Source organism: Alteromonas gracilis (assembly GCF_002993325.1).
Classification (GTDB): domain Bacteria; phylum Pseudomonadota; class Gammaproteobacteria; order Enterobacterales; family Alteromonadaceae; genus Alteromonas; species Alteromonas gracilis.
The window spans coordinates 93087-119037 of sequence record NZ_PVNO01000031.1 but is presented as its reverse complement, the minus strand read 5'-3'; the positions used below and the strand labels follow the sequence as shown (position 1 = coordinate 119037).

General features: G+C 45.4%; 15 protein-coding genes. 6 read left to right on the top strand and 9 right to left on the bottom strand.

The genetic code is table 11. The features are described from left to right. Positions 1-506: 506 nt before the first annotated feature. Together lexA and C6Y39_RS17155 are read right to left on the bottom strand one after the other, a co-directional pair. Positions 507-1133, bottom strand: a complete 627-nt coding sequence (gene lexA, locus C6Y39_RS17160; RefSeq protein WP_105932446.1) for a transcriptional repressor LexA — start codon at positions 1131-1133, stop codon at positions 507-509. Positions 1134-1214: 81 nt separating this feature from the next. Next, positions 1215-3500: a sensor domain-containing diguanylate cyclase gene (locus tag C6Y39_RS17155; RefSeq protein ID WP_105932445.1), complete on the bottom strand. Its 2286-nt coding sequence runs from the start codon at positions 3498-3500 to the stop codon at positions 1215-1217. A 257-nt stretch (positions 3501-3757) separates the two neighbouring features. Between C6Y39_RS17155 and plsB the strand changes: the two genes are divergently transcribed. Next, positions 3758-6214 carry a glycerol-3-phosphate 1-O-acyltransferase PlsB gene (plsB, locus tag C6Y39_RS17150; protein ID WP_105932444.1) on the top strand — a complete coding sequence of 819 codons (2457 nt, stop codon included), beginning with the start codon at positions 3758-3760 and terminating at the stop codon, positions 6212-6214. Between the two features lie 229 nt (positions 6215-6443). On the opposite strand, the gene ilvA is transcribed toward plsB, so the two are convergent. Both ilvA and ilvD read right to left on the bottom strand, forming a co-directional pair. Continuing rightward, a complete protein-coding gene (gene ilvA, locus C6Y39_RS17145) occupies positions 6444-7991 on the bottom strand; it encodes a threonine ammonia-lyase, biosynthetic (protein WP_105932443.1) in 1548 nt (515 codons plus the stop codon). After that, on the bottom strand, positions 7991-9841 hold the full coding sequence (gene ilvD, locus C6Y39_RS17140; protein ID WP_105932442.1) for a dihydroxy-acid dehydratase: 1851 nt from the start codon (positions 9839-9841) through the stop codon (positions 7991-7993). Before ilvD ends, ilvA begins: the two co-directional genes overlap by 1 nt. 430 nt (positions 9842-10271) lie before the next feature. Between ilvD and C6Y39_RS17135 the strand changes: the two genes are divergently transcribed. Together C6Y39_RS17135 and C6Y39_RS17130 are read left to right on the top strand one after the other, a co-directional pair. Continuing rightward, on the top strand, positions 10272-10889 hold the full coding sequence (locus C6Y39_RS17135) for a trimeric intracellular cation channel family protein (RefSeq protein WP_105932441.1): 618 nt from the start codon (positions 10272-10274) through the stop codon (positions 10887-10889). A gap of 205 nt (positions 10890-11094) precedes the next feature. Continuing rightward, complete coding sequence (locus C6Y39_RS17130; RefSeq protein ID WP_105932440.1) at positions 11095-12609, top strand: YifB family Mg chelatase-like AAA ATPase; 1515 nt, start codon at positions 11095-11097, stop codon at positions 12607-12609. Between the two features lie 16 nt (positions 12610-12625). On the opposite strand, the gene ilvY is transcribed toward C6Y39_RS17130, so the two are convergent. Further along, positions 12626-13486 carry an HTH-type transcriptional activator IlvY gene (gene ilvY / locus C6Y39_RS17125; RefSeq protein WP_105932706.1) on the bottom strand — a complete coding sequence of 287 codons (861 nt, stop codon included), beginning with the start codon at positions 13484-13486 and terminating at the stop codon, positions 12626-12628. Between the two features lie 157 nt (positions 13487-13643). On the opposite strand from ilvY, the gene ilvC reads away from it, so the two are divergent. Next, positions 13644-15122 (top strand): ketol-acid reductoisomerase, encoded by a 1479-nt coding sequence (gene ilvC / locus C6Y39_RS17120; protein WP_105932705.1) that lies wholly within the window; start codon positions 13644-13646, stop codon positions 15120-15122. Between the two features lie 157 nt (positions 15123-15279). On the opposite strand, the gene C6Y39_RS17115 is transcribed toward ilvC, so the two are convergent. Both C6Y39_RS17115 and C6Y39_RS17110 read right to left on the bottom strand, forming a co-directional pair. Next, entirely contained in the window at positions 15280-16527 is a 1248-nt protein-coding gene (locus C6Y39_RS17115) for a multidrug effflux MFS transporter (RefSeq protein ID WP_205664218.1), read from the bottom strand. A 139-nt stretch (positions 16528-16666) separates the two neighbouring features. Then, positions 16667-18655, bottom strand: a complete 1989-nt coding sequence (locus C6Y39_RS17110; RefSeq protein WP_105932439.1) for an alpha/beta hydrolase family protein — start codon at positions 18653-18655, stop codon at positions 16667-16669. 277 nt (positions 18656-18932) lie between these two features. Between C6Y39_RS17110 and C6Y39_RS17105 the strand changes: the two genes are divergently transcribed. After that, on the top strand, positions 18933-20771 hold the full coding sequence (locus tag C6Y39_RS17105) for an autotransporter assembly complex protein TamA (protein ID WP_105932438.1): 1839 nt from the start codon (positions 18933-18935) through the stop codon (positions 20769-20771). Further along, positions 20768-24646, top strand: a complete 3879-nt coding sequence (locus tag C6Y39_RS17100) for a translocation/assembly module TamB domain-containing protein (RefSeq protein ID WP_105932437.1) — start codon at positions 20768-20770, stop codon at positions 24644-24646. The genes C6Y39_RS17105 and C6Y39_RS17100 overlap by 4 nt, the downstream gene beginning before the upstream one ends. 66 nt (positions 24647-24712) lie before the next feature. Here C6Y39_RS17100 and C6Y39_RS17095 read toward each other — a convergent pair whose 3' ends face one another. Both C6Y39_RS17095 and C6Y39_RS17090 read right to left on the bottom strand, forming a co-directional pair. Next, positions 24713-25333, bottom strand: a complete 621-nt coding sequence (locus tag C6Y39_RS17095) for a hypothetical protein (protein ID WP_105932436.1) — start codon at positions 25331-25333, stop codon at positions 24713-24715. Continuing rightward, positions 25326-25832 (bottom strand): RNA polymerase sigma factor, encoded by a 507-nt coding sequence (locus tag C6Y39_RS17090; RefSeq protein ID WP_105932435.1) that lies wholly within the window; start codon positions 25830-25832, stop codon positions 25326-25328. Before C6Y39_RS17090 ends, C6Y39_RS17095 begins: the two co-directional genes overlap by 8 nt. Between the last annotated feature and the right edge of the window lie 119 nt (positions 25833-25951).

Sequence of the window (25951 nt, the reverse complement as noted above, 5' to 3'; positions counted from 1 at the left end):
TTGACCCTTCACCTCAATTTGTAAAACAAATTTAGAGCCATTGTTATTATTTTGTTAATCTCTGTATAAGAATTGCTCAATAATGTCGCGCCGTCTAGTCTTTTCTATTAAAAATTTAATGAAACGGTCAAAATTTAATCATTTGAGAATCACATAGCATGAGATAAGGCGAGTAACGTTGAGGCCGCCATAAATTGATGGGCGTTTAAATTAAACGCTCATTTTGAACACGGGGTCGGCGCTCATTTTTTTCTAAATGCCTAAAAAATAGGAAAGTATTTAGCGATTAAACATCACTTTCAAACAGCGCTCGAATTCGGAATTGACTGTTTCTACAACAAATAGCAATTTCAATGCCGTCGAAACTCATCAAAAGTAGGGCAGTAATGCTGAGTAATTTTACCAAGACATTAAACCCTAAGTTGCCAAAACGGTGAGTGGGGAGGGGATAAAGAGGCATAAAAAAAGCGGCTAATGCGCCGCTTTTAATCAAAGTTGCTAAAACCTTACATCCAGTCTGCGTTTCTAATAACGCCCACCGCGATACCTTCAATGGCAAACGGCTCGTTAGCGAGATCAACCTTAATTGGCGCAAACTCTTCATTTTCAGCATGTAGCAATACTTCACGGCCTCGTCTTTCCAAACGCTTAACCGTAACATCTTCGTCTACACGGGCAACAACAACCTGACCATTGTGAACATCCGTCGTGCGATGAACCGCTAGCAAATCTCCATCTAAAATACCGATGTCCTTCATGCTCATGCCGTTTACACGAAGTAAAAAATCGGCCTGAGGCTTGAACAACGCGGGGTCTACCTTGTAATGCGATTCGACATGCTCTTGCGCCAGAATAGGCTCACCAGCGGCAACGCGCCCTATAAGCGGCAGACCTTCTTCCTCAGCCGCTTCACTCTCAAGAGGAATATTTAGCTTAATGCCTCGGGACGTGCCCGGAAGAATTTCTATCACGCCTTTTCGCGCCAGCGCCTTTAAATGTTCTTCAGCTGCATTAGCAGATCGGAAGCCAAGTTGACGAGCAATTTCAGCACGGGTAGGCGGCATACCCGTTTCTTGCATAGTTGTCTTGATTAGTTCTAAAACTTCAGTTTGTCGAGCTGTGAGTGGGCGCATAAAAGACCTGTCTGTTCATACAGTTCCTGTAAGTATATACACCTAAAAGCAAATAACAAGCACTTGCCTTGTCTTTTGCCCTTAACTCACCCAAACCACCTTGTTTCTTCCTTTTTCTTTCGCTAAATACAGTGATTTGTCGGCATCAGATAAAAGCGAGCTAAAGTCTACGCCAAACGTATCCTCGATAAATGCGGCCCCAATACTAATAGTTAGGCTTATTTTGTCCGATTCGTAGGTGAGCGTACTTTCCTCAACAGCAATACGCAAAGCCTCTAATTGGACATGTATTTCTTCTTTGGTTTCACCAAAAACGACGAGCCCAAACTCCTCCCCACCAAGCCGCGCCACCACGCCAGGCGCCTGATTTTGTTTAGCAATCTTACCCGCAATCAAAATAAGCGCTTGATCGCCAGCATCGTGCCCGTAAGTATCGTTAACCTTTTTAAAATGATCCACGTCGATGATGGCAACGCAACCACTGCCATGCCTTTGTGACACCTTATTACATTCATCTACAAAAGCACGGCGGTTGTACAACCCTGTTAAAGAGTCGGTCATCGCTAACCGGCGCAGCTTTTCTTCTGCAATAGCTCTTCCTTCTTCTAGCTCGACTGCATAGAAAAGCCCTGCAAGGGCGTCTAACAGGGGCTGTAAAAACTCAGCATCTTCGACGGTATAAACGTCAAACTTGTTCGCCAGCCCAATCATTCCCACCACTCTGTCTTTAATCTTTATCGGCAATCCTAAAAATCGACTTATTCGCGGGTGGCCTTTAGGCACACCTTTAGAGTTAGGGTGACTTCCCGATACATTACTAATGGTCACTTCGCCCGTCACAATGGTGGTTCCGAAAAGATTATTGAAATTACTAAAATACAAATTTCGCTTTTTGTATTCATTATATTGAGTGAAGCTACTGCTATCCCACACTATTTCGGATATGGCATGTATGAAAAGCCGTGACGTTTCACCCTCTCCCTTCATTTGACCTATAAATGCGAATTGGCTGTCAGAAATATCAATTAATTCAGGCAGTACTGTTTGGCAGGCCAGGGTCAAATCATTATTTTGTAAGTATGACGCTCGGGTCTTATTGATAAACTGAAGTAACTGGGTCTTTTTCTTCTCGTGAAGCTCTCGCTCCATCCTCTCGGTAATATCGCGATGAATGCCTGCAATACGGACTGGCCTTCCTCTTTCATCAGTCTCTACCGTTTTCCCGTAGCTTTCCACCCAAACCCATGAGTCATTAGTATGTTTCATACGAAACGTCGTATTAAAAACACTTGTTTTGCCTTTCAAATGATCGTGAAGCATTTTTTCTACATTAACGTAGTCAGCAGGATGAATAAGCTGTCGAAAAAAACGCGCGCTGGTATCGTAATATTCATATTCAATACCAACAATATCGCACCATCGCTTATTTACTTGATTGACGTCGGCGGCTAAATTCCAATCCCATGTACCTAATTCCGAAGCTTCTAACAATAAACGCATTCTCTGGTTTGTCTTATTCAGCTTATCTTCGACGTATTTTTGGTCGCTCGTATCAAATAGAAATGCCTGTACGGAATATAACGCACCATCCTCTCTAAAATTCGCAGTCGAAATCATACTCACCCAAATAGTTCTGCTAGGCGTAGTGATTTGTAAACGACATGAATGAGATTCGACCCCTTCCATGTGTGCCTGCATAGCAAAGGTAAACGCATTATCCGCTTCCTGTGTTATAACATCGCTAAGCTCAACCAAGCCCTCGAGCAAATCGTGGGCTGAAATGCCCAACACTCGTTCACTGTTATTTGATATATGAACTAACCGCAGTGAGGTGTCGTATCGCCATGTCGCTAAAACAATAGGAGACTTTTCTATTAGGCCATGCTCTCTCTTTAGGGCTTCATGTTCTCGTGAAAGAGATATGTGCTGACTGACTAATGCACCCACTCTTTCTAATAACTTCAGACGTTTCTCGTCCATCTCCCGCGGCTTACTATCAATCAGGCAGACCGCGCCAACCACTTGGTCATTTATCCTTATCGGTGTCCCCGCATAAAAACAAATATTCGGTTCGCCAGTAACCAAAGGGTTATCTGAAAAACGGGGATCTTCTTTGGCATTGCACACGACAAGTTGTTTTTTTTCGTCTACCACGCGGCTGCAAAAAGCATGCTCTCGATTTATACGAGCTAAATCTGTACCGAATTTGGCTTTAAACGTTTCTTCGTATTGACCTACAATACCGATAAGCGCTATCGGAACTTGATATGCCTCAGCAAGAATCGCCATTAGATCATCTAAGTCCAAAGGTAATTCACTGTTTAGCATGAAATCGTCAATGGTTTTTAAACGAGTTTGATCGTTCACTACGCGTAGCTCATTAATTTTTACCTATATAAAAAGTAGTAACAGTGACTCGGTATAGCAACAAAATACGGGGCATTATGGGTAGTAAAAAAGTATAAGCGGAGTAGTGAAAAACGTTTACTAAATAAAAGGAGGACAAGTTTTTGAACTTGTGCGCTATGATCTAGTCATTACAGCAATGAAAATGGCATATCGCGAGATCGTGAAGCGATTATGTTACACTTCACCCGTTTTTATTTCATAGGATTACACAATTCATGTCGTGGATGCGAAAAGCCCTCCTGTCGGTATTTCATTATCCTGTTAAGTTACTGGTAAAAGCCCACAGTATCCCAGTAAACGTTGAGACCGAACTTGGAATAGATAAAAGCAAGCCGATTGTTTATCTTCTTCCCTCAAACTCAGTGACAGACCAGCTCGCATTGAGAATGTCGACCGAAGCATTAGGTTTACCTAGCCCAACCGAAACGCTCACGCTAGCGGGCAGGGAATATTCATCGACATTGTTTCTGCGAAAAACCCAACCCATTTTTCGCTCATCACCGAAAGATACGGGTATCGAAGAGGTTTTTACTGACCTTTTTCATTTGCACAGAGACCATGAAAACCTGGATTTGCAGGTCGTGCCTGTATATGTAACGTGGGGAAGAGCTCCCGGTCGTGGTAATCCAGGCTTGAGTGACTTGATCACAGAAGCCGCAGCACCAAGCTGGCTTCGCAAGTTATTCATCGTGTTATTTTTGGGCCGAGATAACTTCATCAACTATTCCAAAGCAGTGTCAGCACGAGCGATGTCTAACCAACATGGCAGCGACCAAAGTATTGCTCACAAACTTGTACGAGTAGCAAGCACTCACTTTCAGCGTAAACGCCAAAGTATGACTGGCCCAACGTTGTTAGAGCGGCAAGAACTAAATAATAGTGTGTTGGGTTCTGATGCAGTTCGTCGAGCCATTGCTGAAGAATCACGAAGCAAGAAAGTGTCTCACGATAAAGCAAAAGAGACAGCTCAAGGCTATATCACAGAAATCGCTGCAGATTACCGTGAGGGACTTATCAGGTTCGGCGATAGGCTGCTCACCCGCATTTGGAACAAGATATATAACGGTATTAGCGTAGGTCATGCAGACCGTATTCGTGAGCTTGCCGCAAACGGCCACGAGATCATTTACGTGCCCTGTCACCGTAGCCATATGGACTACTTGTTACTGACTTACGTGATTTATCATGAAGGTATGGTAACGCCACACATTGCAGCGGGTATAAATCTCAATTTTTGGCCTGTGGGCAAAATGTTTCGTCGTGGCGGGGCGTTCTTCCTACGGCGCAGTTTCGCAGGTAACAAGCTATACACTGCCGTATTTAGAGAATATTTAGAGTTACTGTTCAATAAGGGTTATTCAGTAAAGTATTACCCAGAAGGTGGCCGCAGCCGCACCGGTCGTTTGATACCGCCGAAAACAGGCATGCTAGCCATGACCATTCAAGCTATGCTTAAAGGGGTTAATCGCCCAGTCAGCATCGTGCCTGTTTACATTGGCTACGAAAATGTAATGGAGGTAAAGAGTTACCTCAATGAACTTAAAGGCTCTAAGAAGAAAAAAGAGTCTAACCTTCAGGTGTTCTCAGCCATTCGCAAGCTGAAAAACTACGGCCACGGTTATGTTAACTTTGGTGAACCAATCGCGCTTAACCAGTTTCTCGAGACTCATGTGCCAAACTGGCGTGACTGTCGCGATGCTGAACCTGAGAAAAAGCCTGCGTGGTTAACGCCAGCGGTTAATGAATTAGCAAACAACGTTATGACTCGCATAAACCGCGCTGCTGCGTTAAACGGTATGGCGCTAACCTCGCTGTGTTTGTTGTCTTCAAAAACTCAAACTATGAGCGAGTCTGAGTTAAAACAAGCCATCGGCGATTTTATGGATTTGTTCAAGGCTGTACCCTTCAGTGAAGATGCAACAATCCCAGAATCGACGGCTGAAGAATTGCTGCGCGATACGCTAAAACTCGGTCGCTTTGATATAAAGGAAGACGATTATGGCAGGCTAATTAGTCCTCAGCCTAAATCAGCGGTTTACCTTACCTATTATCGAAATAATATTTTGCACTTGTTTGCGATTCCAGGCTTGATTATGGCGTCTGTTTTCGCGAAGAAAGGGGCAACAAAGAACGAAATACTGCAGCTTATTGCAGCGCTTTACCCTTTATTGCAAAAAGAACTGTTTTTGCACCTTACCCAAGATGAAGCCCTTGCCCATACCGATGCACTGGTCACGGCTCTGTTAGATAATGGGCTTTTACGTCAAAAAGAGGGAGAGCTTCTTCCTCCGGATGCGCACTGTAAAGAATTCCATTCAGCATGGCTGTTGAGCCGTTGTATGCAGGAAACATTGCAGCGTTATGCCGTAGTACTGACTATTCTTGATAAAGAAAAAGTAATAAGCCGTAGCGCACTAGAGCGCGAGAGCAAGCAAGTTGCAGAGCGCTTGTCTGCGCTTTACGGGCTAAGCTCACCAGAGTTTTACGACAAGAATGTACTGTCTAGTTTCATTGGTGCACTTAAAGAAAACCATTGGTTAGATTCTGAAAAAGATGGCAGCCTCAAATACTCAGAAGAGTGTGAGGCCCTTCGTCAAGACGTCATGGCCCTCATTTGGCCTGAAATGATGCAGCACTTAGAGAACGTAGCGCTAAACGGTTCGGCTGAGTAATACTGTTCATGAGAGATATTCGCTTTTAAAAACAAAAGCCCATGTAGAACATGGGCTTTTTTATGCGGCATATAAGGGTATTTTGCTTTCAGTTTCTCAAAATAGCGTTAATTAGCCTATCCTTGCTTAACATAATGCCGCTTTGCATCGCTCCTCGGTAAGCCTGGGCTTAACGTGAAACAATGCAAAGCGAAAACGGGCTCAGCCAAGCATTTACTTAGCAATATTTCTAGGCAGGTTGAGACAAGAAAAAGCGATAAGCCGGATTATCTGTTACCTCTTCTACCTTGTAACCAAGTTCTGCGACGTGCTGGTTAAAGTCGTCACGGCTCTCAGGGGCAATATCAAATCCAGCTAAAACTAGGCCTTCTGCTGCGCCATGGTTGCGATAGTGAAACAGCGTAATGTTCCATTGTTCGCCCAATGTGTTTAGGAAATTCAGTAAAGCACCGGGTCGCTCTGGAAACTCAAAACTAAACACTTGTTCGTTGAGTATGGTTGGCGGGCGGCCACCTACCATATGTCGAACATGAAGTTTTGCTAATTCATTGTCGGTTAAGTTAACGCAGTCGTACCCTTTACTTTCTAGGTCACCTTGCAGCGCAGCAAACTCTTGCTGTCCGCCTTTAAGCTTAACCCCCACAAAAATGTGCGCTTCGCTTTCACTTGCATAGCGATAGTTAAATTCGGTTATCGCTTTAGCCCCAACGCACTCGCAAAACTGTTTAAACGCACCTTTGGTTTCAGGAATTTTAACCGCAAATACCGCTTCTTTTTGTTCACCTAGCTCACAGCGTTCAGATACATAGCGAAGTGTATGAAAGTTTATGTTTGCACCACACAGAATACCGCCTAGCTTTTTGCCATTAAGGTCATGCTGCTTGGCATATTTGCGAATTGCCGCCACCGAAAGCGCGCCCGCAGGCTCAGCAATAACCCGCGTATCATCGAAGATATCTTTGATTGCGCCACAAATTTCATCGTTAGTAACGGTGATGGTTTCGTCCACTAAACGATTACACAGGCGGAAGGTCTCTTGCCCCATAATTTTAACGGCAACGCCATCGGCAAAGATGCCGACGCTTTCGAGTTCAGTAGGCTCACCTTGTGCTTTTGCCTTAATAAAACAAGCCGACTCTTCCGACTCAACCGCAACAATTTTTATGCTTGGCTTTAATTGCTTTAGGTACACCGCAATACCCGCGGCTAAGCCACCACCGCCAACGGCAATAAACAAAATATCAAGATTTGGGTTTTGCTCTAGTAGCTCTCGTGCAACCGTACCTTGCCCTGCAATAACATCTGGGTCGTCGAAGGGCGGTACGAAGGTATAACCGTGGGTTTTACATAGTGCTTTGGCATGATTGCTTGCTTGGTCAAAGCTGGTGCCGTGCAATACCACATTGACGTTTTCACCGCCAAAGCGGCGTACTGCGTCGACCTTGATATCGGGTGTGGTTTCCGGCATAACGATGGTCGCCTGAATGCCTTTCATTTTTGCACTATACGCTAAGCCTTGAGCATGATTGCCCGCTGATGCGCCTATAACGCCAGCTTGCAGCTGTTTTTCGCTTAACGAGCAAATACGATTATAGGCACCGCGCAGTTTAAAGCTTTTTACTGGCTGCTGATCTTCCCGTTTTAGAAAGATTTCATTACCAAGTTCAGCCGAAAGCAAAGACATATAAGAAAGCTCACTGGCCACAGCCACATCATAAACGGGGGCAAGCAAAATCTTCTTTAAGTACTCGTGATCGCTAACGTGTGTTGCTGTCATTACAAATTTTCCAGCTTACTGACATCGCGCACAGCACCCTTATCGGCACTGGTTGCTAACGCCGCAAAGGTTTTAAGTGATGTGGAAACTTCACGCACGCGGTTTTTAGGTTTCCAAGGCGTATCGCTTGCTTCCATTTTTGCGCGACGTTCTGCAAGTTCTTCATCGCTTATGGCGATATTGATACTTCGGTTAGGAATATCGATTTCGATTTTATCGCCATCTTCAACAAGACCAATACCACCGCCGCTAGCGGCTTCTGGTGAGCAATGTCCGATAGACAAGCCGCTAGTGCCTCCACTGAAGCGCCCGTCTGTTACCAAGGCGCAGTGCTTACCTAACCCTTTAGATTTCAAGTATGACGTTGGATACAACATTTCTTGCATGCCCGGCCCGCCACGAGGGCCTTCATAACGAATAAAGACCACATCACCCGCTTTTACTTCGTCGCCTAAAATACCTGCTACCGCATCGTCTTGGCTTTCATAAATACGGGCAGTACCGTTGAATTTTAGAATAGACTCGTCCACACCTGCGGTTTTAACAATGCAGCCATCTTCGGCCAAGTTTCCATAGAGCACAGCAAGACCACCTTCTTGGCTGAACGCATTCTCGACAGAGCGGATGCAGCCGTTTTCGCGGTCGTCATCGGCTTCATCCCAGCGACAATCTTGGCTAAAGGCTTTAGTTGTGCGAATACCCGCAGGGCCCGCGCGATAAAAAGTAATCGCGTCTTTGTTTTCTGGGTTCGTGATGTCCCATTCGCTGATAACGTCGGTAAGCGGTTTACCTAAAACGTGATTAACATCAGTATTCAGCAGGCCCGCCTTATTTAGCTCGTTCAAAATACCTAGCACGCCACCCGCACGGTGTACGTCTTCCATGTGGTATTTTGGCGTAGAAGGCGCCACTTTGCATAAATGGGGCACTTTACGAGACAATCGGTCAATGTCTGCCATAGTAAAAGGCACTTCACCTTCCATTGCCGCTGCGAGCAAATGCAAAATGGTGTTTGTTGAACCACCCATTGCAATATCTAAGCTCATGGCATTTTCAAAGGCTTTAAAGTTTGCAATATTGCGTGGCAAAACGCTTTCATCATCATCGCCATAATAACGCTTACAAAGCTCAACAATTTGCTTACCCGCTTGTTTGAACAAGCCTTCGCGGTCGGCATGAGTAGCCAGCATAGAGCCGTTACCCGGCAGTGATAAACCCAACGCTTCAGTTAAGCAGTTCATAGAGTTAGCAGTGAACATACCAGAGCATGAACCACAGGTAGGGCAGGCCGAGCGCTCAATTTCATCGGTATCAGCATCGCTTACCTTATCGTCGGCAGCGGCTACCATTGCATCTACTAGATCAAGCTTAATAATCTGATCGGAAAGCTTAGTTTTACCGGCTTCCATAGGGCCGCCCGATACAAAGACAACCGGAACGTTAAGACGCATAGACGCCATTAACATTCCCGGCGTGATCTTGTCGCAGTTAGAGATACACACTATGGCATCAGCGCAGTGCGCGTTTACCATATATTCCACTGCATCAGCGATGATTTCACGAGAAGGGAGGCTGTACAGCATACCGCTGTGCCCCATGGCGATACCATCGTCTACCGCAATAGTGTTGAACTCTTTCGCTACACCACCGGCCTCCTCGACGCTGCGCGCTACCAGCTGACCGAGGTCTTTAAGGTGAACGTGCCCCGGTACAAACTGCGTAAATGAGTTTGCAATTGCAATAATAGGCTTTCCAAAATCAGAGTCTTTCATTCCAGTTGCGCGCCATAACGCGCGAGCGCCGGCCATATTTCTACCTTGCGTGGTAGTTGCAGAACGTAACTTGGGCATAAATCCTTCCCGTTAATTTAAGGTCTAGGTTTAAATGCTAGACCTTTTTTGTGAAACTTTGAAAAAACAGTGGTAAACCAGTCTTGCGTTGGGTCGTTCCAATACGCGCTGTTTTACTCGTAATTGCGTGTCATAATGATGATGTGTTAAATCATCTTAGGTCTTTCAAGCGAAGGGCGACAAAGCATGACTACTAACTTATTGGTAGCGCTTTGTTTTTTAATAATATATTTGACTTACAATACCGCTTTCCATTGGCATTATAAAAATGAAATGTTGTTCGTAAGAGGTTATGGCTTTACCCCTTATATCAACACACGTTTAAACGACGTGTTGTTATTGGGCAAAGAAATAGCATGAAATGTACGGTTCGATCAAGTTTTTGCGGTAGAAAAAGCGAGTTCTTAAGGGCAGTAAAAGGGTAGAAAACATGTTCGATTGGTTTCATTGGCTTAACTTAGCGGGTGTTGCTGTATGTGCAATTTCCGGCACCCTTATGGCCTATCAGAAGCGTATGGATGGGTTTGGCGTGGTGGTCCTCGCTAGTGCTACCGCCATTGGCGGAGGTACGCTTCGTGATGTGATGTTAGATGTTCCCGTATTTTGGATTGCCGACACAGATTATTTATACACCACGCTTATTGCCGCTTTTATTCCTATCATATGGCTGCGAATAAGCCCTCGCTTTCCCTTTCACTACCTGCTAATCGCCGACGCTTTTGGGCTCGCGTTATTCAACGTAGTAGGTATAGAAAAAGCCTTAGCCAACGACACCGGTATGGCGGTGGCAGTTGCTATGGGCACCATTACGGGCGTGTTTGGTGGTTTATTACGAGACGTTATCTGCCGCGAGGTACCGCTCGTACTAAACGGCGAGCTGTATGCGATGACCTGTATTGCGGGCGGCATTGTTTACGGCATAGGCTTACAGTTTGATCTTGCAACACAGTGGTGCGGTATCGCCGCCCTTGTTACAACCGTATTGTTTAGACTCGGCGCCATGCGTTGGCACTGGCAGCTTCCTGTTTTCTACAACGACCATCACTAGCACTTAGGTTGCCTTTGCTAAATATGGTGTTTTCGAGCTGTGCTTAGCGTCTTCCTTCCGTAATTCCCGCCGTAAGTACAGTTACATCTTTCTTCCGCTCTCACTAGAGTTTACCCAATTCGGACGAGAGCGAAACATTTGCGTCTTGCCGTTTTTGATTTTCATTATCTATAACAATAAGCATACAGAAGAGGGTTGCTTACCTATGGGAATGGCTGTGGTTAAAACCTTTGCAGGGCAGGGCGTGTCTGCACCAGAGGTAAGTGTAGAAATTCACCTGGCTAATGGCCTACCTGCTTTTCAACTGGTCGGCATGGCAGAAACCAGCGTAAAAGAAGCACGAGAGCGGGTACGCAGCGCTTTAATCAACAGTGGCTTTGAATTTCCCGCCAAACGAATAACGGTAAATTTAGCACCTGCAGATATTCCCAAATTCGGCGGGCGATTCGACCTTCCTATCGCCGTAGGCATTTTGGCCGCCTCGGGCTATATTTCAGATATCAGCTTATTAAATATCGCCTTTGTCGGCGAGCTTGCTTTGAATGGTGAAATCAAGCCCGTCAATGGCCTTATTCCAGTGGTAATGGCGGCCGCTAACGAAGATATTGCGCTGGTGTATCCAGGTGATAATGATGTTGAAGCCGCGCTGGTTTCCCATGCAACCCGCTTTCCCGCGTTTGACTTGCTTTCTGTTTATGAACACCTTACCGGCAATAAAAAGCTCGCAAAGGGTCAGCCTTTTACCTCACATTCACCGGGTACCTCTAATACCGGATGGGATGACATTATCGGCCAGGAACAGGCTAAACGGGCCCTAATTATTGCAGCTAGCGGGGCTCACAACCTATTGATGGTTGGCCCTCCTGGTACGGGAAAGAGCCTGCTCGCTAGCCGAATGCTGTCCCTATTGCCGGATATGAGCGAAGAAGAAGCGCTGGAAGTCGCCGCCATTCATTCGGTTAAAGGCGAAAAGCTGCATGCTGAACGATTTCTCACGCGCCACTTGCGCTCGCCACACCATACAAGTTCCGCCGTGGCATTAACTGGCGGCGGCTCTAACCCTGTACCGGGCGAAATATCGCTGGCCCATAACGGTATTTTATTTTTAGACGAACTTCCCGAATTTGGCCGCAAAGCGTTGGATGTACTGCGCGAACCACTTGAAACTGGCGACGTGCACTTGTCTAGAGCTTCAGGAAGTGCGACGTATCCGGCCAATTTTCAGTTGGTAGCAGCGATGAACCCAAGCCCCACAGGCGATATTGACGACAACCGGCTGACACCACAGCAACAGCTTAACTACTTAAACCGGTTATCGGGCCCGCTTCTTGACAGAATAGATATTCAAGTGGAAGTGCCTCGACTGCCTGATTATGACTTACCAGAGCGTGGTAATAGGCCAGATGACTCTCTGCACGCCACACGAGAACGGGTTATCGCAGCTAGGTATAAACAAGAACAACGTCAAGGAAAGCCAAACGGTGCGCTGCATGCTGGAGAACTGGCAGATATTTGCCTTCTTGATGAGGCTGATTTGCGCTTTCTTCAAGCTGCGGCGAAGCAACTCAATTTGTCTATGCGGGTATTCCATCGCACGTTAAAAGTCGCCAGAACTATTGCGGACCTTGAAGATGAAAAAGCGGTATCGCGAGCACATATTGCAGAGGCATTGGGCTATCGCGCGCTTGATAACCTTATTAAACAGTTAAGTACGAGCTAATTACGGTTACGCCATATTAAACGTTAAGCTGCATAAAAGCGTTAATAAGCGGCTCGTTTTGTTTATCTTGCAAGCAGCACAAGCCAAGGGCGTAGGGCTCTATATCTGCTACTGGAATTTGTGTTACTGCGTTGGCCATACTGGAGTGATCAAGTACCACTTTAGGTACAAAGCCTACACCGCATTCTAGTGCCACCATGCTTACGATAGCTTCGTTACCACCTACATACGCATATACGTTAGGGCGAATGCCATGTTCAGCAAACCAGTGGTAGGCAGTGCGGCGCGTAGGGCCCGTTTCAGGCATGATAACTTGGTGTTTGGTCCAATCTAACTGATTCAGCTGAGTCAATCGCCACTCTCGCGGGGCTATAAGTACCAAAGGCACATTGTCTAACGCGGTAAAATGTAAATCCGTGGGCATATCAGGCGTGTAGATAGCAATAGACAGGTCGCACTGTTTACCTTTTACTTTTTCAATCGCAAGAGCAGGGTCGCCTGTGATCAGGCGAATATCGACGCCTGGGTGCTGCTGCCTGAACTGCCTTAGCATAGCAGGCAAATGACTTTGACTGGCCGTCACCGAGCAAAATACGCTGAGTTCACCCTGTAGTGCGTCGTTATCTTCTTTTAAATCTACTTTTAATTGCTGCCATTCTTGCAATGCTTGTTTAGAAAACGACAGGAGCTTGTGGCCGCTATGGGTAAGCGCAACTTTGCGGTTATCACGTTTAAATAGGCTACAGCCCAACTCGTCTTCAAGGCGCTGTATCACACGGCTAAGGGTAGACGGTGATACATACATGGCCTCTGCAGTAACACCAAAATGTAGGCTAGTGGCCAAGTGGTTAAAGAGTTGAAGACTACGAAAATCCATGAACATTTCACTATTTGCAATATTATCTTGCAAATATATCATTTTCCAAAACAAAAGAAATCTTTTAGTCTCACTACCAAGTCGTCATAGACGAGGTCTGTCAACGCCAAGGTCGGTGTTTGATATTGACAAAAATGAATGTTGTTCGGAAATTTTTATGGCTAATTATTTCAACACCCTGTCACTTCGCCAGCAGTTAGACCAGCTTGGCCGCTGCCGTTTCATGGCACGCGATGAATTCGCTGACGGCTGTCAGTTCTTAAAAGGCAAGAAAATTGTCATTGTAGGCTGCGGCGCGCAGGGCCTTAACCAAGGCCTGAACATGCGTGACTCAGGGTTAGATGTTTCTTATGCGCTGCGTCAAGCGGCCATCGATGAGCAACGCGACTCTTACAAACGCGCTTCAAGCAATGGATTTACTGTTGGTACATATCAGCAGCTTATTCCAGAAGCTGATGTAGTTTACAACCTAACACCTGATAAGCAGCACGCAAGTGTGGTAGAGGCAGTAATGCCGCTTATGAAAAAAGGTGCAACGTTAGGTTATTCACACGGCTTCAACATCGTTGAAGAAGGCCAGCAAATTCGTAGCGATATCACAGTAATTATGTGTGCGCCGAAAAGTCCAGGCTCTGAAGTACGTGAAGAATATAAGCGTGGCTTTGGTGTACCAACACTAATTGCTGTGCACCCAGAAAACGACCCTGAAGGTAAAGGGTGGGAGCAGGCGAAAGCACTTGCTAGTGCTACCGGCGGTGACCGCGCAGGCGTACTTGAGTCATCATTTGTGGCTGAAGTTAAATCTGACCTTATGGGCGAGCAAACCATTTTATGTGGTATGCAACAAGTTGCAGCGGTACTTGCGTTCGAGAAAATGGTTGATGACGGCATTGACCCAGGCTACGCAGGTGCGCTTATTCAGTACGGTCTAGAAGCCATTACTGAAGCACTTAAGATTGGCGGCGTTACTAACATGATGGACCGTCTTTCAAATCCTGCAAAAGTAAAAGCGTTTGAGCTTTCTGAGCAGCTAACTGATTTACTTCGTCCGCTATTTGAAAAGCACCAAGACGACATCATCAGCGGTGAGTTCTCTCGCACCATGATGGAAGATTGGGCAAATGGCGATGCGAACCTACTTAAGTGGCGTGAAGAAACCGGTGAGACCGCGTTTGAAAACGCACCAGCTTACGAAGGTGAAATCAGCGAACAAGAATTCTTTGACCACGGCATCTTGCTAGTTGCCATGATCAAGTGTGGTGTTGAGGTTGCGTTCGACGTGATGGTTGAAGCTGGAATTCTGCCTGAGTCTGCGTACTACGAATCACTGCATGAAACACCGCTAATTTCTAACACAATCGCACGTAAGCGTTTGTATGAAATGAACGTGGTTATTTCAGACACAGCAGAATATGGAAACTATTTGTTTGCCAACGCAGCAATTCCGATTTTGCGTGAAAAATTTATGCCTACCATTGATACCAGCGTTATCGGTAAGGGTTTAGCGGCTACTTCAAATCAAGTAGAGAACAAACGCCTTGTTGAAATTAACGAAGCCATCCGTTCACACGGTGTGGAATCAGTAGGTAAGACTTTGCGTGGCTACATGACTGACATGAAAGCCATTGTAGTGTAAGACAGTTGTTAGGACAGTTTCTGTCGTTAGGTGCTTAACTAAGCCCTCTTGCCCGACCATTTTGGTCGGGCTTTTTTATGCCTGTCAATAACTGAGCGCTGCTCTTACCTATGCTTATACACACCACAATTGTACTGGCAAACCGCTATAACATATTCTAGACCGCACTTTCACGAACCCGTTCAGCAAAGCGAACTGATGCGTAAGCCAGCGCAAAAAAGATTAGAAAGCCCCAACCTATTGGCATCAAGTTCCCATCCAAAAAACTATCGACAACAAGCGCTACGGGAACCGAGAACAAGCTTGAAAAGCAGCCAATAATTGCGGCACCCAAACCTGCCATATCGCCTAGCGGCTGCATGGCCATTGCGTTTAAATTACCAAATAAAATACCCACAAAGAAAAAGCCAACAAACATAACAGCCACGGTAGGAATTAATGGCGGCAGACCATCGTAGGCAAACAGCAGCGCTAAATACACCACCGCAAAAGCGTTCACACCTTTAAGGGCAAATCGACAGAGCTTACGCATACCAAACCGCATGACCATTTTACCGTTAAAGTAAGAGGCAAGACCGATAGAAAAGGCAAGGGTAGCGAAGATATAGGGGAACCATTCACCTACATTGTAAAACACGGTAAATATGGTTTGTGACGCGCTTAAATACGCTAAAAACGCCCCAAAAATACAGCCCATGGCAAAGGTGTAACCCATCACTTCTGGGTGGGTCAGAATAAATTTTGATGATTTAACAAAGTGTGCCCGCGAGAACTTCCTACGCCTCGCCCGTGGCAGAGTTTCCCCCTGGCGAGAGAAGAACCAAATTCCAGCCATAGTAGCGACCACCAAAAATAAAGTGAATATATGGAACCAAGAGGTTAGTTCCATCACGGTTTGGCCGATAATCGGCGCCAACATGGGGACCAATATAAACACCATCATGATAAACGACATGACCTTTGCCATGGCATCACCCACGTATAAGTCACGAATAATGGCCATTGAAGCGATACGAGGACCAGAAACACCAAACGCTTGAATAACCCGCCCCACCAGCATGGTCTCTAAGTTGGTGGCCAGCATGCACACAAAGGTACCAAGGGCAAAAATACACAGGCCCACCAGAATAGTTAGACGACGGCCACGGCTATCCGAGAATGGACCAAAGAACATTTGTCCAAACGCCATACCTAAAAAGAACACGGTTACAATCAAATGAGTATGATGCGCCTCCTCGACATTTAGTGACTCACCAATTTGGATAAGTGCGGGCAGCATAGCATCTATGCTAAGCGCAACTAGCGATGTCATGGTCGCCATTAACGCAACAAATTCAACAAGGCCAAGGGCGGGCTTTTGCACAACTGCCGTATCTTCAGATACGCCATTAGATGTCTGGGGCATAAAGTCTCGAATATGAAATAGAATGAGGGAAATTAAAAAGGCGCGAAATAATCGCGCCTTAGCAAGTATACCTGAAACCTGGTCAAAAAGCCGTCAGTTTAAATTTGCTTGTCTCAAATACTGCCACGTTTAACGGGTATCATTCGACGGTAACACCAGCTTTCACCCCATTGTCCTTTGAAACAGGTTTTAAATACTGATCTAAAAACATATCCATTTCTTTGAAAAATAGGTGTCGGTTACGTTGGATAGACAGGTGATGATCGCCACTTTCAAGTTCTACATACTTAAAGACTTTGTCATAGTCTTCTAATTGGTCAGCCATGTAGCGGCTGTGAAGAGGCGGAACGATGCGATCTTCTTCGCCGTGCACGAGTAGAATAGGCGTCTTAATGCCTTCCGCATTGTAATAGGGCGAGCGCGCTTCCAAATCATCAAAATCATCGCCAATCTGATTTTTAACAAATTCATTATTGAGGAAGCGGCGAGAGTGAATGATGACATGTTTAAGTGAGCTTACACCTGCAAAACTTACGGCGCATTTAAATAAATCGGGGGTTTTGACCGTTGCCATCAACGCCGCATAACCGCCGTAACTTGCGCCAACAATACACATATTATCTTGTTCAGCATGCCCTTGTTTTACCATCCAGTTCGCGGCGTCCGTGATGTCGTCTTGCATAGCCAATCCCCAGCCTTTCATTTGGCTTTGTGCAAAACTATATCCATACCCCCTTGAGCCCCTAAAATTTGGTCTAAGGACCGCATAGCCTTTTGACGTGAAGTACGCAGTCCAATAGTCGAAGCCGCTGAAATCTCGTGCACCCGGACCGCCATGAGGGTGAATGATCGTTGGAAATGGGCCTTCGCCTTTTGGTAAGGTCAAGTATGCTTCAATCTTAACGCCATCCCTCGCCTCGTACTCTATAAGGGTATGCTCAGATAACTTTGTAGAATCTATTTGACTGTATTGCTGAAACAGCACGTCCAGTTTACCTTTTTTTCGATCGCCCAATAAATATACGCCAGGCAACACGTCAGACTCTGAATAAACGATATATCGCTGCTCATCGTCGCTAAAACTCACCAAGGTATTGTCGTAATCGGGTAGCCCTTTATCAATACCATTTTGTAAGCCAACATAGCGCTCATCCCAATAAAAACGGCCGTCATGTCGCACACCGATAGCATCTCGCGTAACAGGTGAGTAAATAAGGCCACCGTCTACATCATACCCGTCATCGGCAAACACCTCTGTTCGCTCATTAGTTTTAAGATTTAACGTATACAATGCGCGATAGTCGTCTTTATAGCCTTTGAAATAGAGTATATTGGGGTCTTTCGCAAAGCCCACAGGGTACTCACCTTTTTCGGTCATGGCGTTATAGGCAAATAAGGTTCGCCAATCGTCTCCCTCTTTTAAGAAAACTTCACGTTCGCCAGTATCATAGTCAAGTGAAATACCAATACGTACGTTACTTTGTTGATCTGTAAGCCAGTCTCTAATGCGCTTTTTTCCGCGAATAATGCGACTTACACTACCGTTATTAACGTTAACTTTATATACAGAAGGCAACCCTAATACCTCAGCATCTAATGCGATTAATACATGGTCTGGGTCATCCGGCAGCCAGTCGATAACGTCATCATGGAACTGTGGAATGTGAGTTGGATTTCCAGCGCGGCGCTTTATTCGTTCCCATTCAACCATATTGAATGCGCCACCCTCGCCGTCGAATTTTATACTTAGTAAGCGAGTGTCGTGCACTTTTGTCGTGCCGCGTCGGGTTTCATAGCGAGCGCTGACCACTAGGCGTTCATTATTCACCCAGTTGTACCAATTTATTTTAACTCGCTCATTGTCAGAGCGAAGCAAGTAATGCTTCTCCCCCTTTTCTAAATCAAAGGTCGCAAGCATGGCAAACGCTTCTTCTTGCTCAACATTCTGCACAAACGCGATTTTTGTACCATCAGGCGAAAGTGACGGCGTCCAGTATGTGGGCAAGGAACTAAAAGCTTCGTATGCAGATTCGCCCTCGCTAGGCTCTGCGCCTATTAAGGACAAAGGCAAAGCAAGCAAAATGGCGGCAAAAAGTGAGATAGATAACTGCGTCTTCTTGTAAGACATAACATTCCCTTGTTGTTTTTTATTTTTATTGGAACTTAGTTCAAAGGTTAGCTTCGAACTAAGGTAAAACGCGAGTATACAAATTTAGCGAAGAATGTACAAAAAACGTGCTTCATTACGTTCATGCATTGGATGTGACCGTAATTATTTGATCTCTCGTCGTACTTTGGGGATACAAATTGCAATTGTGATACTATTAATCGCGTACATTACACGGACTTTACCATTTAGCGGTATGCGTCTTAGCCTAGCGTTACCTTAAGGATTTAGCCTTTTCATGCCTTCAATTTGGAGCAGGCTTGCCAATTTGCAAGACCAACCTTTCCGACAATTTATAACGGGAATGCACAAATCTATTTCTTTTTCGGTATATGGATTTGTGTGTATTTTCACGTGCTTTATGTTGCCGGTGGCTTATGCTCAAGAGCCGATTTCCTATAACATACAAGGCGTAGAAAACGATAAGCTGCGCAACAATATTCAGCTTCATCTAAATAACCTAGATGTAGAAAAGGCGCTACTTACCGACCCTTATTGGCAAGACGAAGTGGGTGAAACCGTTGCGACGGCAGTTCAACCCTATGGATATTACAATAGTGAAACGAAAGTCGTTATAGAGAAAGATGACAAGGTCTCGGTAAAGATTACGTTAAATGCACCTTTGACTATCAACAAAGTGACCCGTGAGATAATTGGCGCTGGCCGTGAAGACAAAGCTTTTAGAGATCGCTTTAATTCACTAAAGCTCAAAGAGGGCGATGTACTCAATCAAACTATTTATGAGTCGTTCAAGTCCTCCATGTTCAATTATGCTCTCTCAAACGGGTATTTTGACTTCCACTGGCAAGCTACTCGACTGGATTTGGTTCGTGATGAAAAACAAGCCAACGTTTTGTTGATAGCGCAAAGTGGCCCTCAATATCAATTTGGCGAGCTTAAGTTTGTTGGTGAAGACAAAGCAAAAGCGATTATCGCGCGCCTCAAACCATTTGAATCAGGAGACGCTTACTCGTCTGCTATTCTGTCTGATTTTAATCGTCGTTTAAATCAGTCGGGATATTTTAATCGGGTTATCGCCAGACCTGTGGTGAGTGAAGCCGATGGCTTACTTGTGCCGGTTGAAGTATCGCTTCAACACAGGCCTACCGACTCTTTTAATGTCTCCCTTGGTGCGGCCACAGATACTGGCCCAAGAGTTCGCCTTGGCTGGGAGCGCCCATGGGTAAACAGTAAAGGGCACTCAATTTCATCTGATATATTTATCTCAGAGCCCGAGCAGTCTGTTACTGCAGACTATCGCATTCCCATGAAAAATATCACTCGTGATTACGCCAGTATCGAAGCGGGTTATCAGTTTATTGAGTACAGCAACACTTCTTTTGAAAGTGAAACCCTTTCATTATCTGCACATCGCTACTGGCAGAAAAACGATTCACCATGGCAGCATGATGGCTCTGTAACGTACTTAAGAGAAACTTACGACCAAGGTGAGCTTAATACCAACACCACTTCACTTGTCTTGCCGGGCTACTCGTTAACTTATCGCGAAAAAGACAGCGATCTTAACATCAGCAACGGGAGCTATATTCAGATGTTGGCGCAAGTTGGCAGAGAAGGCTATGGCTCAGATATTAATTATGCAAAAGCTCTCGTCGAAGCTATCTTCATCCGAACATACAGTGACAAACATAGAATTACGTTACGCGGAGAACTTGGGGCAATTAAGACAAACTCTTTCAGTGAAGTTCCTACCTCGCTGCGCTTTTACGCGGGAGGTGACCAAAGCGTTAGAGGTTTTGCATTCCGTGACATATCGCCTAAAGAAGAGCTTATTAACCCAGAATCTGGCGAGCTTAGTAAGGAATCAATCGGCGGCAAATACCTAATGACATCGAGTATAGAGTATGCATATACCGTAGCCGATAATTGGCGAATAGCGGCGTTTTTAGACGTGGGAACGGCTGCAAATGACATAAGTGACTCTCTTGCTTATGGTATAGGGCCTGGCGTTCATTGGCTTTCGCCTATAGGTGCAGTTCGAATTTATGTTGCTTGGGGGCGATCACCAGAAGAAAATGACTGGCGCGTGCATATTATGTTAGGGCCTGAGCTATGAGAAAACGTACGCTCTCTACTATTTTACTCTCTCCCGTTTTTTTATTAGTGGCCATATATGCTCTGCTGATTAGCCCATTAGGTGGCCCAACGGTTAAGCTGCTGGCAAATACGTTCGTTGATAATTTATCTATAGACGCAATAGACGGCGGGTTTGCAGATACCCTTGAAGTTCATCACCTTAAATGGGAGAACCCTCAGTGGAAAGTTGAGGCGCAATACGCCTTTATCGACATTACCTGGCGCTGTTTATTTGAACCTAGGGTTTGCTTAAATGAATTAACACTCGAAAATGCGACGCTAACTCAGCGTTCAAGCGCACCCGCAGACGAAAACGAAACATCGCCTAACGATAAACTTGAATTGCCGTTACCCATTGATATTGGATACTTAGCGCTTTCAAATATCAAACTTGCCTTGCTTACCACCACAATTGAGATTGACGAGTTAGAGCTGGTTGATTTTGAAGGAAATAAAGCGCTTGTACTAGATAGCCTAGCCACTAAGGGCATTCGTATAGCTTTATTAGCGAAGGATACAGAGGGGGGCGCGTCAACTGCTTCTGCCAACAATACACAGCAATCTGCCCCTAAGACAGCGTCTCAAAGCCCTGCTCCCAAAACCGGAAAAGCAGAAGAAGATGCAGCGAATACTGATAGCGCATTGCCCACGTCTTACTCTTTAAATTACGAGGTACCTGAACTACCAACCATCGCTACGCCTATTCCGCTTTCGCTAGGTACGCTGCTTGTAGAAGACCTGCAGATCATTCAGGGAGACAGCCAACAGCAAATTTCACTCATATCACTGCTAGAAACCCACTTCAAAGAAAGCAACGTTGCCATTGATGAAATAGCCGTGATACACAGCCAAGGTGAAGTGAAGGGAAAGATGAGCGCCACACTTGACGGTAACTACCCACTAGATGTTGTTGTAGATGCGAAGACGAAGGTAAATGATACACCACAAAAAGTGAAACTAGCAGCCTCTGGTGCGCTAGATAACTTAACACTGTCAGTCTCTTCCGAAGGAGCGATAACGGCAAATGCTAATTTAATAGCCAATATGTTAGATAGCAATCTGCCCATAGAATTCACCGCAAACTGGCCAGAGCAAGCCATACCCCCAGTGGAAAATGCCTCATTGAAAGAGGGTCAACTAACCCTTACTGGCACAATGGGCGACTATGCGCTAAAAGGCAATGGCGCGGCAAGTTTACCCGACATTGGGGATGTTCCGGTGTTTGTGGATGTGGTGCTTAAAAAGAACAATATTTATGTTAACCAAGCCAACGTGAAAGCATTAGAAGGCAGCTTAACCAATACAGGCACCCTGTATTTAAATGAAAGTATTGCTTGGGAAGGCAAAACAACGCTAAAGAATGTGTCGGGTCGACAGTTCAGCACCTATGCTCCTGAAAAGCTGAACGGCGCAATCGACAGTATTTTGCAATACTCCGAGCGCGGCGGCCTGCACATGAGCTTAAGAGATTTGAATATCTCTGGTGTCCTGCAAGGTAGACCACTTAAAGTGAAAGGCAATGCAGTATATGCAGGTCCCAGTGATTTGTTTGTCACAAATATCAATATTGTTCAAGAAGACGAACTGGAAAAAAATGCCATTCGTGCAATTGCTCAGGTACTTAATAAACGGCACTTAAATGCTGATATCGCAATTAACGTAAATGCCATTGATAGCCTTTACCCCGACGTTTCTGGTGCAATTAATGGCAATATAAAGGCGACGGGCCCTTGGCAAAACCCACGCGCAAACGGCACGCTAGCCCTTTCAAATGTGACCGTATCGCCGAATATCAATGCTTCGGCTGCACAACAAGGGCCGTTAAATGGCGACATAACTATTGACGGAACCTATTCCGACCACAAGGCCGACATTGACCTTGCGGTACCAAACAATCATATAGCGCTTTCACTCAAAGGTGCATGGTCGAACAACCATTGGGTGGCTGAAATTAGCGATACGGCGTTAAAACTTGCGAATATGCAGTGGACATTATCAAGCCCATTTAGCGTTGATATCGGCACCGCACCGACAACAGCAAAGATTGGACAGCACTGCTGGACGTCGCGGAAGGAAGGCGAACTGTGTATTTCAAACATAAACTATCAAGAAGATAAAGCCAGCTGGGATGTAACAGCAACCGCACTACCGCTAGGATTATGGGCAAATGAGTTAGCGCCTACCGTCGTTTCAAGTCCGTCGGAAGCAACACTGACGGTTAAAACTAAAGGCAGCTACTCCGCTAAAGACCCTATCGATGCAACTTTTACCGCTTCAATGACCTCTGCAGCTTGGCAATTAGGGGAAACGAGGCCTCTTTCGCTCACCATCAACTCCATTGAAACCAAAGGAAATATTAAGCAAGGTCAGCTTGAGTCCACGTCTCTTATCTCTAGCCAAGATATTGGTGATGGTACGCTTTCACTAAATACGCGCCCTTTTGACGAGCGAATCCCCCTTGATGGTAAGCTGGTGATGGAGGGGCTAAATGTAGCGCCTTTTAAGCCAGTTTCCCCTGCAATCAGAACCCTTACAGGTTTGCTCAACGGCAATATTACGCTCAGTGGATATATTGACGACCCTGCGTTAAACGGTGAGCTTACGGTTTCAAACGGTGCGATTGATATTCAAGATACGCCGGTTTCTTTGGCAGATTGGAACCAAAAAGTGACGCTAAATAACCAAACCGCCACGCTAGATGGCACCTTTGTATTAGGTGGGGGTGAAGGTGCACTAACCGGTGAGCTAGATTGGTCTTCCGAGCCCAGCGCTAACTTCAATCTAAAAGGTAATAGCTTCGAAATCAGGCAACCTAATGTGCGACTAAGAGTGTCACCTGATATTGATATTGCCGCTACCCAAGAGCGAGTGGATGTAACAGGTGAAGTAAATATTCCATGGGCGAGAATTGAAATAGAGTCATTGCCTGAAAGTGCAGTTTCGCCGTCAAAAGACGTTCACTTGCGTGGAGAACCAGAAAGAGAAGAGCCGTTAGATATTGTTCACGCCTCGGTTATGGTGAATATCGACAAGAACAAAACCGAAGAGGTAAAGCTTGAAGCCTTTGGGTTAACAGCAAGCTTATTCGGTGGAATTAAAGTCAATACGCAGCCAGCTTTAGTTGGCTATGGTGACTTACAGATCATTAATGGCCGCTACAATGCTTACGGTCAACAGTTAATAATCCAAACCGGTGAGGTACAGTTTAACGGCCCTATCGACCAACCTTTGTTGCTGGTGGAAGCCATTCGCGACCCAGCTAAAACCGATGACGACGTAATTGCAGGTATACGCATAGATGGAGCAGCCGACTCACCCAGCATTAACTTATTTTCTGAACCCGCGATGGATCAACAAGGTGTGTTGTCTTACTTATTAACAGGCTCAGGCCCCAATGCTTCGGGTTCATCCGACCCCAACTATGCAGCATTACTTTTAGGGTTTGGTCTGTCAAACACCAAAACCTTAACGGGGCAAGTAGGCAGTGCACTTGGCATTGATGACTTCAGCTTAAGTACTAACGAAGACTTGCTGTCGGTAAGAGGCCAGATAAATAAACGACTATCAGTAGAATACAATGTAAATGTGGGTTTGCGAGATAATGATGCTAATAGCTCCTTAAGGCGCAGACAGCTGCCTCCAGACTTAGCGATGCAGTACCAACTCTTACCAAGTCTTTATTTAGAGGCCATTCAAACTACATTTGAGAACGAGTCTGAATTTGCTTTAGACCTCTACTATGAGTTTTTCTTAGGCGATAATAGAACCCGTAAAGATGAAGACGACGGTGAAGCTGACGAAAAGAGTGAGAGCGCGGAACAAAATGAAGCGGTGAGCACAGAGTCTGACAACTAGACGCTCTTAACTATCTCCTTGTTTGCAACACCTGTTTCTCACAAAGTGCCACTTCTACAGCAGCGTTTAACGCCGCTGCGCCATACTTTTCAGCGTTTCGAATTGACGTTCAAAGCGCTTCTGTCTTTTGTGTGCCCACACATACCATATCAACATTAGAGTACTCATTGACGTGATGATGATGACCATCCTCATTATTTTTTCTTGAGTTAGATCTCCGTAAAAATAACGCTCTAACAGAAAGCCATATCCAAACAGTACTGCGGTCCATGCTGAATGCTTAGTAATAAAAGCAATTTTCACATTATTCTTAATTTGCTTTGTTAACTGCATGAGGTGATCAGCGGTTTGGCTATCTTTTGAAAACGCTGCCACTCGCCTTAGCCATAGTTGGTAGATCAGTAAGGGTAGGGCGGCCAGTAGCATAAAAATAAAGATTGAATGTGCGACAAAAGTGAATTTTTCCCATGTATCAACCAAGACGTAAATTGCTGGGATAAACGCTAACGAGTCGACCACCATATACCAACGCTGCTTTATCCTCTCACTCTTAAGATTGGCTTTTACTTCATCTAAATTAATAGTGGTAACAGGTTGAGCTTGCCATAGCGCAGATAATGCATCGTTTGGCTCATTTTTAACGGCTTCTGAGGGTATATTCAGTTTTTCATTATCTGAATTATGCATGCGGTTGCTCCTGCATGATACTGTGTTTGGCGCGTTTTAATATCACCCCAACATGGTTTTTAGTCAGGCCACATACGTCTGCAATTTCATCGTAACTTAAACCCTCAAGAGAGAGGGTAAGCACTTGTCGTGGCTGCAGAGGTAGCGCCCGTACTGCGCGCAGTAAGCGCTCAAGTGACTGGTGTTGACTGGACACTTCTTCTGGTGAATTGGTCTCACTCAAAAATCCATCAGACCCCATGTTATCGTGGTCATACTGGTGTGTATCTAGGCGCTTCACTTGGCTTGCTACGTGAGTCACTGCGCGGTTGTGGGCTATTTTCAAAATATAAGTTTTCACGCTGCTGTCGCCTTTAAAGCGAGACAATCCCTGCCAAACGGCAATAGCGATCTCTTGTAATAATTCTTGCTGCATTGCCTCGTTGGCTTCATAGCTGTTGGCTACGCGGCTAAGTAACGCCCCGTATCGCGCAAAAACATCCTCAAACTCCTGCACCAACGTTACATCCCTAATCGCAAAAATTGTTGTTATTTTATTATGTTACTTCTATCAGTCTGCCCAAACCCGTTTTTATTACAAACTTTTTCTTAAACGCTGTAATTTTTTTGAACAGCGTC